General features: G+C 70.7%; 9 protein-coding genes. 5 read left to right on the top strand and 4 right to left on the bottom strand.

The annotated features are described in order from the left end of the window. Positions 1-400 precede the first annotated feature (400 nt). From hisC to ACYVO6_RS32145, 5 genes are all read left to right on the top strand, one after another. A complete protein-coding gene (gene hisC / locus ACYVO6_RS32165) occupies positions 401-1,504 on the top strand; it encodes a histidinol-phosphate transaminase (protein ID WP_461067327.1) in 1,104 nt (367 codons plus the stop codon). Between the two features lie 273 nt (positions 1,505-1,777). Further along, positions 1,778-3,283, top strand: a complete 1,506-nt coding sequence (locus ACYVO6_RS32160; RefSeq protein ID WP_461067325.1) for a cytochrome ubiquinol oxidase subunit I — start codon at positions 1,778-1,780, stop codon at positions 3,281-3,283. Between the two features lie 20 nt (positions 3,284-3,303). Continuing rightward, positions 3,304-4,308, top strand: coding sequence for a cytochrome d ubiquinol oxidase subunit II (gene cydB / locus ACYVO6_RS32155; protein WP_461067323.1), 1,005 nt, complete (start codon positions 3,304-3,306; stop codon positions 4,306-4,308). Positions 4,309-4,417: 109 nt separating this feature from the next. After that, entirely contained in the window at positions 4,418-7,915 is a 3,498-nt protein-coding gene (gene cydD, locus ACYVO6_RS32150) for a thiol reductant ABC exporter subunit CydD (protein ID WP_461067321.1), read from the top strand. Positions 7,916-8,098: 183 nt separating this feature from the next. After that, the gene (locus ACYVO6_RS32145; protein WP_461067319.1) at positions 8,099-9,148 is read left to right on the top strand and encodes a M23 family metallopeptidase; all 1,050 of its coding nucleotides are present in this window, start codon (positions 8,099-8,101) and stop codon (positions 9,146-9,148) included. Here ACYVO6_RS32145 and ACYVO6_RS32140 read toward each other — a convergent pair. From ACYVO6_RS32140 to ACYVO6_RS32125, 4 genes are all read right to left on the bottom strand, one after another. Then, on the bottom strand, positions 9,145-10,011 hold the full coding sequence (locus ACYVO6_RS32140) for a Cof-type HAD-IIB family hydrolase (RefSeq protein WP_461067317.1): 867 nt from the start codon (positions 10,009-10,011) through the stop codon (positions 9,145-9,147). The two genes, ACYVO6_RS32145 and ACYVO6_RS32140, sit on opposite strands and share 4 nt — an antisense overlap. A gap of 121 nt (positions 10,012-10,132) precedes the next feature. Then, on the bottom strand, positions 10,133-11,035 hold the full coding sequence (locus tag ACYVO6_RS32135) for an LLM class flavin-dependent oxidoreductase (RefSeq protein ID WP_461067315.1): 903 nt from the start codon (positions 11,033-11,035) through the stop codon (positions 10,133-10,135). 131 nt (positions 11,036-11,166) lie between these two features. Beyond that, entirely contained in the window at positions 11,167-12,402 is a 1,236-nt protein-coding gene (locus ACYVO6_RS32130; RefSeq protein WP_461067313.1) for an SWIM zinc finger family protein, read from the bottom strand. Next, positions 12,399-15,287 carry a DEAD/DEAH box helicase gene (locus ACYVO6_RS32125; RefSeq protein WP_461067311.1) on the bottom strand — a complete coding sequence of 963 codons (2,889 nt, stop codon included), beginning with the start codon at positions 15,285-15,287 and terminating at the stop codon, positions 12,399-12,401. The genes ACYVO6_RS32130 and ACYVO6_RS32125 overlap by 4 nt, the downstream gene beginning before the upstream one ends. Between the last annotated feature and the right edge of the window lie 40 nt (positions 15,288-15,327).

Genomic DNA, 15,327 nt, shown 5'->3' with positions numbered 1-15,327 from the left:
AGTAGGGCTCATGCGGTGGGGTAGTGCGGACGCATATTCACTCGTTGACAGGCACGTTTCTGCATGGTCGAGAGCACTCAATTGTCTTGGAAGAGAAGGTAGTTGAGCGATTCAATGACAGTACGTCACTTGTTGGGGCGCATGGGCCTGCCGAAGGGGTCATGTTTCGAAGAGGTCTCAACTCACCTGCATGGGGGATGCGCGCCACGGCGCGAGCCACCGGCGCTTGAACCGGAGAGCGGCGCGCCCCCCACTTCGTACGCCTCCGGGGGCCGATGCCCGAGGGCCGCCTACGCGGTCGGTCCCGAGCCATACGCAGCGGCGCCGAATCCTCTTAAGGTGAGGAGTATTGGTAGCCGGTGGTGGTCATGAGCCGGAGACGGTCACGAGGAGGACTGCGGTGAGCGAGACGAGCCCCAAGCTGCGTGCCGAGCTGGAGGGTATCCCCACCTACAAGCCGGGGCGTGGTCCATCAGCGGCTGCCGCCGCGGGCGCCGCGGTCGGCGGTCGGGTGGCGTACAAGCTGTCCTCCAACGAGAACCCGTATCCGCCGCTGCCCGGGGTGATGGAGACCGTGGCCGCGGCGATGGGCTCCTTCAACCGTTACCCGGACATGGCGTGCACGGCGCTGATGAGTGAGCTGGCGGACCGGTTCGCGGTGCCGCTTGCGCATCTGTCCACCGGCACGGGCTCGGTCGGCGTCGCCCAGCAGCTGTTGCAGGCCACGAGCGGTCCTGGTGACGAGGTCATCTACGCCTGGCGGTCCTTCGAGGCGTACCCGATCATCACGCAGATCAGCGGGGCGACTTCGGTGCGGGTGCCGTTGACGCCGGGGGACGTGCACGATCTCGATGCGATGGCGGACGCGGTCACCGAGCGGACGCGGCTGATCTTCGTCTGCAACCCCAACAACCCCACCGGCACCGTGGTGCGCCGGGCTGAGCTGGAACGGTTCCTCGACCGGGTGCCGAGCGATGTCCTGGTGGTCCTCGACGAGGCCTACCGGGAGTTCATCCGCGACCCTCAGGTGCCGGACGGCGTCGAGATCTACCGCGAGCGGCCGAACGTGTGCGTGCTGCGTACGTTCTCCAAGGCGTACGGTCTCGCCGGACTGCGGGTCGGCTTCGCGATCGCCCATGAGCCGGTGGCGGCGGCGCTGCGCAAGACCGCCGTGCCCTTCGGTGTGAGCCAGCTCGCGCAGGACGCGGCGGTCGCCTCACTGCGCGCCGAGGACGAGCTCCTCGGCCGGGTGGGCTCGCTGGTGTGCGAGCGCACGCGCGTCGTCGAGGCCTTGCGTGGGCAGGGTTGGACGGTGCCCGAGACGCAGGCGAACTTCGTCTGGCTGCGGCTTGGCGAGCGCACGGTCGACTTCGCGGCGGCCTGTGAGCAGGCCGGGGTCGTTGTGCGGCCTTTCCCGGGGGAGGGCGCGCGCGTGACGGTCGGCGAGACCGAGGCGAACGACATCTTCCTGAAGGCGACGGAGGGGTTCCGCAAGGAGTTCTAGCCTCCGGCGGCCGGCAGGGTTCCGTCGTGGACGGGGCTCTGCCGGCGGGTCTCCTGCCCCTCGTGTCATAACGCTCTGACCTGCTCCTTCGCGCCAGTGGTCGGATGGTCCACGCTTAGGGACCCCCCACCCTTCACGGCTCGAGCGGACATGCGTCATAATTGCTTGTGAATGTGAACGCGTTCACAAGCTAGCCCGGTTGATCCCGTTATGTCTGCGAACAAGCGGGTCAAACTGCCGCTGTGACCACGGCGACGTAAGGAGAATGACGACGTGGACCTGGCTCTGGCGCCGGAGACCCTGGCGCGATGGCAGTTCGGCATCACCACCGTCTACCACTTCCTCTTCGTCCCCCTGACCATCTCGCTCGCCGCGCTCACAGCCGGCCTGGAGACCGCCTGGGTGCGCACGGGGAAAGAGAAGTACCTCAGGGCGACGAAGTTCTGGGGGAAGCTCTTCCTGATCAATATCGCGATGGGTGTCGTCACGGGCATCGTGCAGGAGTTCCAGTTCGGCATGAACTGGTCCGACTACTCGCGCTTCGTCGGTGACGTCTTCGGTGCCCCGCTCGCCTTCGAGGCCCTGATCGCGTTCTTCTTCGAGTCCACGTTCATCGGCCTGTGGATCTTCGGCTGGGACAAGCTGCCGAAGAAGATCCACCTGGCCTGCATCTGGATGGTCTCGATCGGCACGCTTCTGTCGGCGTACTTCATCCTCGCGGCCAACTCCTGGATGCAGCACCCCGTCGGCTACCGGATCAACGAGCAGCGGGGCCGCGCCGAGCTTACCGACTTCTGGCTGGTCCTGACCCAGAACACCACGCTCAACCAGGTCTTCCACAGTTTCTCGGCGGCCTTCCTGACGGGTGGCGCCTTCATGGTGGGCATCGCGGCCTTCCACCTGATGCGCAAGAAGCACATCCCGGTGATGCGGACCTCGCTCCGGCTCGGCCTGGTCACCCTGGCGGTCGGCGGTCTGTTCACCGCGGTCAGCGGGGACACCCTCGGCAAGGTCATGTACGAGCAGCAGCCGATGAAGATGGCTGCCGCCGAGGCGCTGTGGGAGGGCGAGAGCCCGGCGCCCTTCTCCGTGTTCGCGTACGGGGACGTCGACAAGGGGCACAACAAGGTCGCCCTGGAGATACCCGGACTGCTCTCCTTCCTTTCTCACAGTGACTTCGAGTCCTATGTGCCCGGCATCAACGACACCAATGAGGCCCTGCAGGAGAAGTTCGGCCCCGGTGACTACAAGCCCATCGTCCCGGTCGCCTACTGGGGCTTCCGCTGGATGATCGGCTTCGGTATGGCGTCCTTCTCGCTCGGCCTGTTGGGGCTGTGGCTCACACGGAAGAGGTTCCTGCTGCCGGCCGCGGTGCGGACCGGCGAGGACGAGATACCGCATCTGGTGCTGCTGAAGAAGCCGCTCGGTCGGAGACTCACCCGGCTGTACTGGCTGCTGGCACTGTGGACGATGGCGTTCCCGCTGATCGCCAACGCCTGGGGCTGGATCTTCACCGAGATGGGCCGCCAGCCGTGGGTCGTCTACGGCGTGCTGCAGACCCGCGACGCGGTCTCCCCCGGCGTATCCCAGGGCGAGATCATCACCTCGATGATCGTCTTCACGACGCTCTACGCGGCCCTCGCCGTCATCGAGGTCAAGCTGCTCGCGAAGTACGTCAAGGCCGGACCGCCCGAACTCACCGAGGCCGACCTCAATCCGCCCACGAAGATCGGCGGCGACTCCCGTGACGCCGACAAGCCGATGGCCTTCTCCTACTAGGCCCAGGGAGCTGCAGAGTCATGGAACTTCACGACGTCTGGTTCGTCCTCATCGCCGTCCTGTGGATCGGTTACTTCTTCCTGGAGGGCTTCGATTTCGGGATCGGTGTCCTCACCAAGCTGCTCGCCCGTGACCGGCCCGAGAAGCGGGTGCTGATCAACACCATCGGGCCGGTCTGGGACGGCAACGAGGTCTGGCTGCTCTCCGCGGGCGGTGCGACCTTCGCCGCCTTCCCTGATTGGTACGCCACGCTCTTCTCCGGCTTCTATCTGCCGCTGCTGCTCATCCTGGTCTGCCTGATCGTGCGCGGAGTCGCCTTCGAGTACCGGGTGAAGCGGCCCGAGGAGAGCTGGCAGCGCAACTGGGAGAGCGCGATCTTCTGGACCTCGCTGATCCCCGCTTTCCTGTGGGGCGTGGCCTTCGGCAACATCGTGCGGGGCGTGAAGATCGACCGGGACATGGAGTACGTCGGCAACCTCTGGGACCTGCTCAACCCGTACGCCATCCTGGGCGGCCTGGTGACGCTGACGCTGTTCACCTTCCATGGAACGGTGTTCGCCGCGCTCAAGACGCTGGGCGACATCCGGGAGCGGGCGCGGAAGCTGGCGCTGCGGCTCGGTGTGGTGACCGCCGTGCTCGCGCTGGTCTTCCTGGGCTGGACCCAGGCCGACAAGGGCGACAGCACGAGCCTGGTCGCGTTGATCGTGGCGGTGGTCGCGCTGGTCGCGGCGATCGGGGCGAACCAGGCGGGGCGCGAGGGCTGGGCGTTCGCCCTGTCCGGCATCACCATCGTGGCCGCCGTGGCGATGCTCTTCCTGACCCTCTTCCCGAACGTCATGCCGTCCTCGCTCAATGACGACTGGAGCCTGACGGTCACCAACGCCTCGTCGAGCCCGTACACGCTGAAGATCATGACCTGGTGCGCCGGGATCGCGACACCGGTCGTGGTGCTCTACCAGGGGTGGACGTACTGGGTGTTCCGCAAGCGGATCGGTACGCAGCACATCGCTGAGGCTGCGCACTGAGCTCGCTCACCATCTGAATTCAGGGGCACGTTTCACGTGAAACGTGCCCGTTGAGAAGCAGGTGTGTTTCACGTGAAACACGCCTGCTTGACCCGAGGGTGTGTTTCACGTGAAACCGATCGACCCGCGACTGCTCCGGTACGCTCGCGCCACTCGCCTCTTCCTGGTGGCGGTCGTAGTGCTGGGCGCTGCCGGGGCGGCGCTGGTCATCGCCCAGGCGATGCTCATCGCCGAGATAGTGGTCGGCGCCTTCCAGTATGGGCTGGAGGTTGCCGACCTCCGCACGCCGCTCCTGCTGTTGGTGGCCGTCGCAGGTGGTCGGGCGCTCGTCTCCTGGCTCACGGAACTCGCCGCGCACCGGGCCGGCGCGGCGGTCAAGTCGGAGCTGCGGGGGCGGCTGCTGGAGCGCGCGGGCGCGTTGGGGCCGGGGTGGCTGAGCGGGCAGCGGACGGGGTCACTGGTCGCGCTCGCCACCCGCGGAGTTGATGCCCTCGACGACTATTTCTCGCGCTACCTCCCGCAGTTGGGGCTCGCGGTGGTCGTGCCGGTGGCGGTGCTGGCGCGGATCGTCACGGAGGACTGGGTCTCGGCGGCGATCATCGTCGGCACACTGCCCCTCATCCCCGTCTTCATGGTGCTCATCGGCTGGGCCACGCAGTCCCGGATGGACCGTCAGTGGCGGCTGCTGTCACGGCTCTCGGGGCATTTCCTCGACGTGGTCGCCGGTCTGCCCACGCTCAAGGTGTTCGGACGGGCCAAGGCGCAGGCAGGGTCGATCCGGCGGATCACCGGCGAGTACCGGCAGGCGACCATGCAGACTCTGCGGATCGCCTTCATCTCGTCCTTCGCGCTGGAACTGCTCGCCACGCTGTCGGTCGCCCTGGTCGCGGTGACCATCGGGATGCGGCTCGTCCACGGCGACATGGATCTGTACGTGGGGCTGGTCATCCTCGTTCTCGCGCCCGAGGCCTATCTGCCGTTGCGGCAGGTGGGGGCGCAGTACCACGCGGCGGCGGAGGGGCTGTCCGCCGCGGAGGAGATCTTCTCGGTGCTGGAGACGCAGGTGCCGGACTCCGGGACCACGATCGTGCCGCCCACCGGCGTGATTCGCTTCGAGGGGGTGACGGTCCGGTACCCGGAGCGACCGTCCGGAGCCGTGTCGGACGTGTCCTTCGCGGTCGAACCCGGCGAGACGGTCGCGCTCGTCGGGCCCAGCGGCGTGGGCAAGTCGACGCTGCTGAACGTGCTGTTGGGGTTCGTGAAGCCCGCGTCGGGTCGGGTGCGCATCGGGGGAGTCGACCTTGCCGAGGCCGACTTGGCCAAGTGGCGATCGCATGTGGCCTGGGTGCCGCAGCGGCCCCATCTGTACGCGGGGTCCATCGCCGAGAACGTCCGGCTGGCGCGACCCGCCGCGGACGACTCCGACGTACGCAGGGCGCTGGGTGACGCGGGCGCGCTCGAGTTCGTGGACGCGCTGCCCGACGGGATGCGGACCGTACTCGGCGAGGACGGGGCCGGGCTGTCCGCGGGGCAGCGGCAACGGCTCGCGCTGGCCCGGGCGTTCCTCGCGGACCGGCCCGTGCTGCTGCTCGACGAGCCGACGGCTTCGCTGGACGGCGAGACCGAGGCCGAGGTGGTGGAGGCCGTCCGGCGTTTGGCGGTGGGGCGGACGGTGCTGCTCGTGGTACACCGGCCGGCGCTGCTGGGGGTGGCGGATCGGGTGGTGCGGCTGGAGTCCGCGGTGCCCGTCGCGGGAGCCGGTTCCGCACACCCCGGCGGTACGGAAGCGCGCCGCACCGCAGCGGTGGCAGTGTCCACGGCCGGCCATGACGAACTGCCGCTCTCCACTGAGGAGCGGGGCGGCGTCCTCGCCCGCGTCCGTGCCATGGCCGGACCCAGGCCCGGTCGGCTCGCGCTCGCTCTCGTGCTCGGCAGCCTCGCACTCGGCAGTGCCGTGGGGCTGATGGCCACCTCGGGGTGGCTGATCTCGCGGGCCTCGCAGCAGCCTCCCGTGCTGTATCTGATGGTCGCCGTCACGGCCACGCGGGCGTTCGGGATCGGGCGGGCCGTCTTCCGGTACGCCGAGCGGCTGGTGTCGCACGATGCCGTGCTGCGGATGCTGGCCGACACCCGGGTCGCCGTGTACCGGCGGCTCGAACGGCTCGCACCCGCGGGGCTGCGGACCGCCCGGCGCGGTGACCTGCTCTCGCGGCTCGTCGCCGATGTCGACGCGCTGCAGGACTACTGGCTGCGCTGGCTGCTGCCCGCCTCGGCCGCGGTCGTCGTGTCCGCCACCTCCGTGGGGTTCACGGCCTGGCTGCTGCCTGAGGCCGGGGCCGCCCTCGCCCTCGGGCTGCTCGCCGCCGGAGCCGGCGTTCCCCTGGTGACCAGCGCCGTCGCGCGTCGCGCGGAGCGCAGGCTGGCCCCCGCCCGCGGCGTCCTGGCGACTCGTGTGGCCGATCTCCTCACGGGGACGGCCGAGTTGACGGTTGCCGGTGCGCTGCCCGCGCGCACCGCCGAAGCGCGGCGGGCCGACGCCGCGCTCACCCGCATCGCGTCGCGCACCGCGACCGCCACCGCGCTCGGCGACGGGCTCATCGCGCTCGTCTCCGGGCTCACCGCGGCGGTCACCGCGCTCGTCGGCGCCCAGGCGGTCGCCGACGGACGCCTCAGCGGCGTGCTGATGGCCGTCGTCGTCCTCACCCCGCTCGCCGCCTTCGAGGCCGTCCTGAGCCTGCCGCTCGCGGTCCAGTACCGGCAGCGGGTGCACAAGAGCGCCGAGCGCGTGTACGAGGTCCTGGACGCCCCCGATCCCGTACGCGAACCTGAGCGGCCGAGGCAGGCGCCCGTGTCGCCGTTCCCACTCGTCCTCGATGGGCTGTCCGCCCGCCACCACGGGCAGGACCGGGATGCGCTGGCCGGGCTCCACCTGACGCTCGGACGAGGGCAGAGGATCGCCGTCGTCGGGCCCTCCGGGTCCGGCAAGACGACCCTCGCGCAGGTGCTGCTGCGGTTCCTGGACGCGGACGCGGGGACGTACACGCTGGGCGGCGTGGATGCGTACGACCTCGGCAGTGACGACGTACGACGCCTGGTCGGGCTATGCGCGCAGGACGCGCATCTCTTCGACAGCTCGGTGCGTGAGAACCTGCTGCTCGCCCGGAAGGACGCGACCGAGGACGAACTGCGTGACGCGCTCGGACGGGCCCGGCTGCTCGACTGGGCCGACACTCTGCCCGAGGGGCTCGACACGCTGATCGGCGAGCACGGGGCACGGCTGTCCGGCGGGCAGCGGCAACGGCTCGCGCTGGCCCGTGCACTGCTCGCCGACTTCCCGGTCCTCGTCCTCGACGAGCCCGCGGAGCACCTCGACCTTCCGACCGCCGACGCGCTGACCACCGATCTGCTCGCCGCGACCGAGGGCCGTACGACGTTGCTGATCACCCACCGGCTGGCGGGTCTGGAGACCGTGGACGAGGTGATCGTGCTGGCGGATGGACGCGTGGCGCAGCGGGGCCCGTACGGGGAACTGGCCGCCGTGGACGGTCCGCTGCGGGAGATGCGGGAGCGGGAGGAGGCCTCGGAGCTGTTGGCGGTGGTTCATTGAGCCGGCCAAGCTCCGTACGGAGCAGCCAAGTCTCCGTACGGAACCGCCCCGTCGGCGGCCCACTCAAGTGCCGTGAACGAGGCCGCTGTTCGGAGCAGCAAAGTGGTCCGTCCGTGGCATTCGCTCCCCCAGGCGTACGACTTGAACAGGCCCGCGGCCCCGGCGCGGGACACGATCCGTTTCATGCGCCCATCTCGACGCCATCCCCTGCTCGTACCGGCGCTGCTGTGCGCGCTGGCCGTTCCGACGGCCCGGCCCACGGCGGCCATAGGGGCTGCCGACGGTCCCGAGGGCCTCAGCACCAAGGTGGCGCGGCTCGTCGAGAAGGCGTCCGCCATGACGCAGCGGTACGAGGAAGGGCGCAGGAAGGCCGAGGTGCAGCGGTCCCGGGCACAGCGGCTGGAGCGGCTACTCGCGCGGGAGCGACGGGACATCGCCGTGCTGCACGGGGACCTCGGCCGGATCGCGCGCGCCCAGTACCGCAGCGGCGGAGGGCTTCCGCACACCGCGCAGTTGCTGCTCGCGGACAGCCCCGATGAGTTGATGCGCGGTCAGTATGCCGTCTGGCAGGCGGATCTGGCGGTCAACAACGCCGTCACCAAGAGCCGCCGCGCCGAGGCACGGCTCGCCACTGACAAGGCGAAGGCCGCGAAGGCCTGGCAGACGCTGGAACGGCGCAATGCCAAGCTCGCCGAGATGAAGCGGGGGATCGAGCAGCAGCTCGAAGCGGCGCAGTCGACGCTTCAGGGGCAGGCGGACGCCTCGGTCGCGGCGGGTGCGTGCCGGGGCGCTGTCCGGCTCGACCAGCCGGAAACGGGCTTCACGGCGGCTTGGGTCGCGCCGCTGGAGACGTATGAACTCTCCGCGGGCTTCGGGAGCGGCGGTGAGCACTGGGCGAGTCGGCACACCGGGCAGGACTTCGCGGTGGACATCGGCACGCCGGTGCGGTCGGTGGGCGAGGGGCGCGTGGTCAAGGTGTCGTGCGGCGGCCCGTTCGGCATCGAGGTCGTGGTGCGACACCCAGGGGGCTACTACACGCAGTACGCGCATCTCGCGTCCGCCGCCGTCGACCAGGGGGAGCGGGTGGCCACCGGGCAGTGGATCGGCCAGTCGGGTACGAGCGGCAACTCCACCGGACCGCACCTGCACTTCGAGGTGCGCCTGACGCCGTATCACGGTTCGGGCGTCGATCCGGTGGGGTGGCTGGCCGAGCGCGGAGTGCAGCTCAACTAGGAGAGGGCCAGCATCCGCTCGATCACGACCGCCACCCCGTCCTCGTTGTTGGCGACCGTGCGTCCTGAGGCCGCGGCGATCACGTCGGGGTGCGCGTTGCCCATCGCGTACGACGTGCCTGCCCAGGTGAGCATTTCCACGTCGTTCGGCATGTCCCCGAAGGCGACGACCTCCTCGTGCGAGATGCCGCGCTCGGCGCAGCACAGCGCGAGCGTGCTGGCCTTGGAGACACCGGGGCCGCTGATCTCCAGCAGTGCGCTGGGGCTGGAGCGGGTCACGCCTGCGCGGTCGCCGATGGCAAGGCGGGCGGTCATGAGGAAGTCGTCCGGGGCGATCTCGTGGTGGAACGCCAGAATCTTGAGCACCGGCTCGTCGGCACCGGGGCCGTCCGGCGCCAGGATTTTCTCGGCGGGCGCGAGGGTGTCCGGGATCTCCATGTGCAGCTTCGGATACGACGGCTCCTGGTGGAAGCCGTACGTCTGCTCGATGGCGAACACGGTCCCCGGTGCGGCCTCGCGGAGCAGCCGCACGGCATCGAGCGCGTTCTCCCGTGCCAACTCCCGGATCTTGACGAAGCGGTGGTTGCCGGCGCCGCCGTGCAGGTCGACCACGGCGGCACCGTTCCCGCAGATGGCGAGGCCGTGGCCGTGGACATGGTCGCTGACGACGTCCATCCAGCGGGCGGGGCGGCCGGTCACGAAGAAGACCTCGATGCCGGCCTCCTCGGCGGCGGCCAGAGCGGCGACCGTGCGTTGCGAGACGGACTGGTCGTCGCGCAGCAGGGTGCCGTCCAGATCCGTTGCGATCAGCCGGGGCGGAACGGTGGAGGCCGGAGTCTGGGGCCGGCGGGTCGCTGAGGTCACGCCGCCATTGTCCCGCAGCTGCCCGCACGGCCGTACGACGGACCGCGCACATGGCCGTGCGAGAGATCGCACACCTGGGGGTCGTACGCCCTGACCTGCGGTGCCGGTGCCCGGAAGAGCATCAGCTCAGCTGCTCGACCGCTTCCGTCGCGATCTGCTCGAAGACCTTCTCGTCCGCCGCGAAGTCCGAGTCCGGGATGGGCCAGTGGATCACGATGTCCGTGAAGCCGAGCTCCCTGTGTTTGCCGGCGAAGTCGACGAACGCGTCGAGGGATTCCAGTGGACGGCCGCGGTCCGGGGTGAAACCGGTGAGCAGGATCTTGTCGAGCTCGTCGACGTCACGGCCGACCGCATCGCACGCGGCGGCCAGCTTCTCGGCCTGTCCCCGAAGGGCCTGGACCGACTGCTCCGGAGTGCCCGTCTCGAACAGTTTCGGGTCGCCCGTCGTCACCCACGCCTGCCCGTACTGCGCGGCGAGACGCAGCCCGCGCGGCCCGGTGGCGGCCACCGCGAAGGGCAGCCGGGGGCGCTGGACGCAGCCGGGGATGTTGTAGGCCTCGTACGCCGAGTAGAACCGGCCGTCGTACGAGACGGAGTCCTCGGTGAGCAGCCGGTCGAGCAGCGGTACGAACTCGCCGAAGCGGTCGGCCCGCTCGCGCGGCGTCCAGGGTTCCTGGCCGTTCTTCAGCAGCGCCCTGGCGTCGAAGCCGCTGCCGCCCGCGCCGATACCGAGGGTGACGCGTCCACCGGAGATGTCGTCGAGCGAGATCAGTTCCTTGGCGAGGGCCACCGGGTGCCGGAAGTTCGGCGAGGTCACGAGAGTGCCCAATCGCATGCTCTGCGTAGCAGCCGCTGCCGCGGTCAATGTGGGCACCGTCCCGAACCACGGCCCGTCCCGGAAGCTGCGCCAGGAGAGGTGGTCGTAGGTGTAAGCGGCGTGAAACCCGAGGTCTTCGGCCCGCTGCCAGATCTTCTGTCCCTCGCCCCACCGATGGATGGGAAGGATTACGGTGCTCAGTCGCATGCCTGCGAGCCTATGCTCCAGTGACCCGAGCAACGGGAGTACCAGACCTCCCCGGATGGGGCTGCGCCGCTCTCGATGGCTCCTCCACCGTATCCGGTGACGGTCGGCGCCCATGCTCACCACCGCTGCCATTACGTCCCGGTCCGCTGCCAGACCGCCGTGAGTGCTGCGAGCGGGTCGGCGTCGGCCGGTGCCGCGGGCCACCACTCGCCGTCGTCGTCCCGGAGGTAGGGATACCAGCGGGCGTCGGGCCCCAGGCGCAGCTGGATGGCGTGGTCGGTGAGGGTGAGGCGGTTGCGCCAGGTCCTCAGGGGGACGGGGACGGTGGTCATCTCGGTGAGGGCGGTGGTCAGGGCGGTGCGGGCGGCTGTCATCGCCGCCGGGTCGGGGGTGTGGGGCTGTTCGGCGACGGTGAGGCCGGTGGGGCCGCCGTGGCGCCAGGCGCGGGTGAGGCGGGCGAACGAGGTCGGGTTGGCGCCGGTGTTCTCGATGAGGCGGCGGAACCACTCGGGTCCGGGGCCGCTCGCGGCGATCCGTACCGCGTCCTGGTGCTGGGTCAGGTGCAGGCCGACGGTGTCGCCCGCCAGTAGACGGGTGGCGCGTGCGGCGGTGTCGGTCATGAGGCGCTCCAGGCCCGTGGCGGTCAGACCGCTGCCGGGCGGTGGGGTGACGGGGAGCGCGGCGGTGTGAGCGGCCGGTTCGGGAGGTTCGGGCAGCTGGGGCGTGTGGTCGGCCCAGCGGGTGTACGCGGCGGCTGCCGGGACGCCGGTCGCAGCCGGTGGGCTCGCGGTCTCCTGGGTTGCCGTACGGCGGGCGCGCAACTGGGCGAGGACCTCCTCGCGGCTGCGGCCGCGCAGCGCGAAGAGCACGAACGGGTCGGCGTCGATGGTGGCGGCGATGGCGTAGCAGAGCGCGGCGGCGTGCTTGCAGGGGTATCCCCAGTCGGGGCAGGAACAGTCCGGGTCGAGTTCGGTGGGCTGCGGCAGCAGGGGGACTCCTGCCTGGCGGGTGTCGTCGACGAGTTCGGCGGGCATCTCGCCGTCGAGGAGTGCGGCGAGATGCCCGGCTCGGGCCGCGACGGTGTCGAGCAGGGTGTCCCACTGGGCATCTGTGAGGACGGGCAGGTGGACGGCGGAGCGGTACGGGCGCGGTTGGCTGCCCTGGACGGCGGCTTTGACCTGGCCGGGGGCGATGGTGACAGGGCCGACCATGCCCTTGCGGGCGTAGGTGCGTCCGCGGGACAGGCGCCCGGCGTCCAGGGTGGAGTCCTCCAGGGCCGTCACCCACGCCCGGCCCCACCAGGTCGCGGCGAAGGCGCGCCTGCCGCGGGCGGGTGCGCGGCGCGGGCCGGGGAGCGAGGGGCTCATGACTGCCTCCCCAGGGTGACGAGTTCGGCGAGATCGGCGTCGGACAGTTCGGTCAGGGCGGCCTCACCGGAGCCGACGACGGCGTCGGCGAGCGCGCGCTTGGACTCCAGCAACTTCGCCACCTTGTCCTCCACGGTGCCCTCCGCGATGAGTTTGTGTACCTGGACGGGTTTGTCCTGGCCGATGCGGTACGCGCGGTCGGTGGCCTGGTCCTCGACGGCCGGGTTCCACCAGCGGTCGTAGTGCACGACATGGGTGGCGCGGGTGAGGTTGAGTCCGGTGCCCGCCGCCTTCAACGACAGCAGGAACACCGGCACTTCACCGCGCTGGAAGCGTTCCACCATCTCCTCGCGCCGCGCGACGGGGGTGCCGCCGTGCAGGAAGAGGGTGGGGGTGCCGCGCTCGGCCAGGTGCCTCTCCAGGAGGGTCGCCATCTGCTTGTACTGGGTGAAGACCAGCACCGACTCACCCTCGGCGGTGATGGTGTCGACCAGTTCGTCGAGCAGGTCGAGCTTGCCGGAGCGGCCGCGAAGCGGCGTGGACTGGCGCAGGTACTGGGCCGGGTGATTGCAGATCTGCTTCAGCGCGGTGAGCAGCTTGAGCACCAGGCCGCGGCGGGCGATGCCCTCGGCTTCCGCGATCTTCGCCATGGTCTCGCGGACCACCGCCTCGTACAGGCTGGTCTGTTCGGCCGTCAGTGAGACGACGCGGTCGGTCTCGGTCTTGGCCGGCAGTTCGGGCGCGATGCCCGGGTCGGACTTTCTGCGGCGCAGCAGGAAGGGACGGACGAGACGGGACAGGCGTTCGGCGGCCTCGGGGTCTTCGCCGGCCTCGATGGCGCGGGCGTGCCGGTCGCGGAAGGCGGTGAGCGGGCCGAGGAGTCCGGGGGTGGTCCAGTCGAGGAGCGCCCACAGTTCGGAGAGGTTGTTCTCCACGGGGGTGCCGGTGAGGGCGACGCGGGCGCGCGCGGGCAGGGCGCGCAGTTGGCGGGCGGTGACGGCGTAGGGGTTCTTGACGTGCTGGGCCTCGTCGGCGGCGAGAAGCGACCAGGCGGTCTCGGCGAGGACTTCGCGGTCGCGGCGCAGCACCCCGTAAGTGACCAGGACGATCTCGTCGTCGGCCAGGTCTTCGAGGTGGCGGTCGCCGCCGTGGTAGCGGCGCACGGGGATGGACGGCGCGAACCTGGCCGCCTCCCGCTGCCAGTTGCCGAGCAGGGAGGCGGGGCAGACGACGAGGGTGGGGCCCGCGGTGGCGGGGTCGGTCTGGCGGTGCAGATGCAGGGCGAGAAGAGTGATGGTCTTGCCCAGGCCCATGTCGTCGGCGAGGCAGCCGCCGAGGCCGAGTTCACACATCTCGGCCAGCCAGGCGAGGCCCCGCTTCTGGTAGTCGCGCAACGTGGCTTTGAGCGCGGCGGGCTGCGGGGCGGGAGTACGTGACTCAGGATCGCGGATACGGGCGACGAGGTCGCCGAGCGCGCCGACCGCCTCACAGGGGATCGGCTCGCCGTCCCTTTCCACCTCGCCGGTCAGCGCGGCGCTCAGCGCTTCCATGGGGGTGAGCGGTTCCATCCGGCGGCGCCTGGCGCGGGCCACCAGCTTCGGGTCGGCGACCACCCACTGGTCGCGCAGCCGGACGAGAGGGCGGCGGGCCTCGGTGAGGGCGTCCATCTCGGCCTCGGTGAGCGGCTCGCCGCCGAGTGAGATCTGCCAGCGGAAGTCGAGGAGGACGTCAGCGTCGAGGAGGCCGCCCGCGCTGGAGCCGGGGGCGGTGCGCTGCCCGATCTCCGCGGTCGCGGTGAGCGCCTTGACCAGCTCGCGCGGCCAGTGCACGTCGATACCGGCCACGCGCAGCGCGTCGGTGGCGTCCCCCAGCAGTTCGAAGGCTTCGTCGTCGGTCAGCCGGAGCTCGTCGGGGGCGGCGTCCTTCAGCAGCCGCTTCAGCGGGGGCCATGAGCGGGCGCCCCGGCGCAGCGCGAGCAGCGTCTCGGTCTCGGCGCGCGGGCCGAGCAGCCGCTCCACCTCGGCCGACTCGCTCCACAGCCGTGCGGCCCCGACGACGAGCGCCGGATCCGCCGCGGTGTGCAACTGCAGGACGGCCCGGAACTGCCGGCGCCGCCCCTCGGGCAGGTCGACGCGCAGCGAGACGCCGACTTCGGCGGTGAACGCGGCGGTGGTCTCCTCGGCCCATTCGTGCAGGGCGGGCACGGCACGCGTCTCGCGCCAGGCGTACGGCAGCGATCCCATGGCGAGCGGCGCGGCCGGAGTACGGACCAGGTCGTCGGCGACCGCGTCGCAGAACTGCCGTACCAGCGCGGCCGGTTCCGCGATCCGCAGCGGGGCCGCGCCGGGCTCGGGCAGACAGTGGGCGTGGGGTGGGAAGGCGGCAGCGAGGGCGTCCAGCGTCTGACGCTGGGCGGCGGTGAAGGGACCCGCCTGCCAGCTGTCGTAGCCGGCGGGGGTGAGGGCCGGGTGGAGACGGCCGTCGGCGAGCAGCCGCAGTGCGAAGCGGGCGGCGGCCTGCCAGGCGGCGGCGGACGGATGCGGTGGCTGCGCCCCGGCCAGGGCGGACACGGCGAGGGCGACGGGAAGCGCGTAGCCCTCCACCCTGCGCCGCCGGACCGACCGGCCGTGCGGCAGCACCAGTTCCACCGACTCGGGTTCGACGCCTGCGGGCGCAGTGCCGTCCTCTGCGAGTGCCCCGGCGGGTTTCCACAGCAGCAGCCGTCCGAGGCGGGCGGGCTCGCCGGGCAGAAACACCGCCGCCCAGCCGCCGTCGAGCAGAGCCCTTGCGAAGGCGGTTGCCTGCGGTGTGGCCAACGGTGGCGCGCTCCTCGTGCCCGTGCGTGGTTCTCGTACGACAACCCTTGCCACGCTCTTTCGCCCCATCGTTTCCAGGCGGTCCTCACCGCGCCCCGCTCACCACCCG

The organism is Streptomyces pseudoechinosporeus (assembly GCF_054783935.1).
This window is presented reverse-complemented; position numbering and strand designations above follow the sequence as displayed.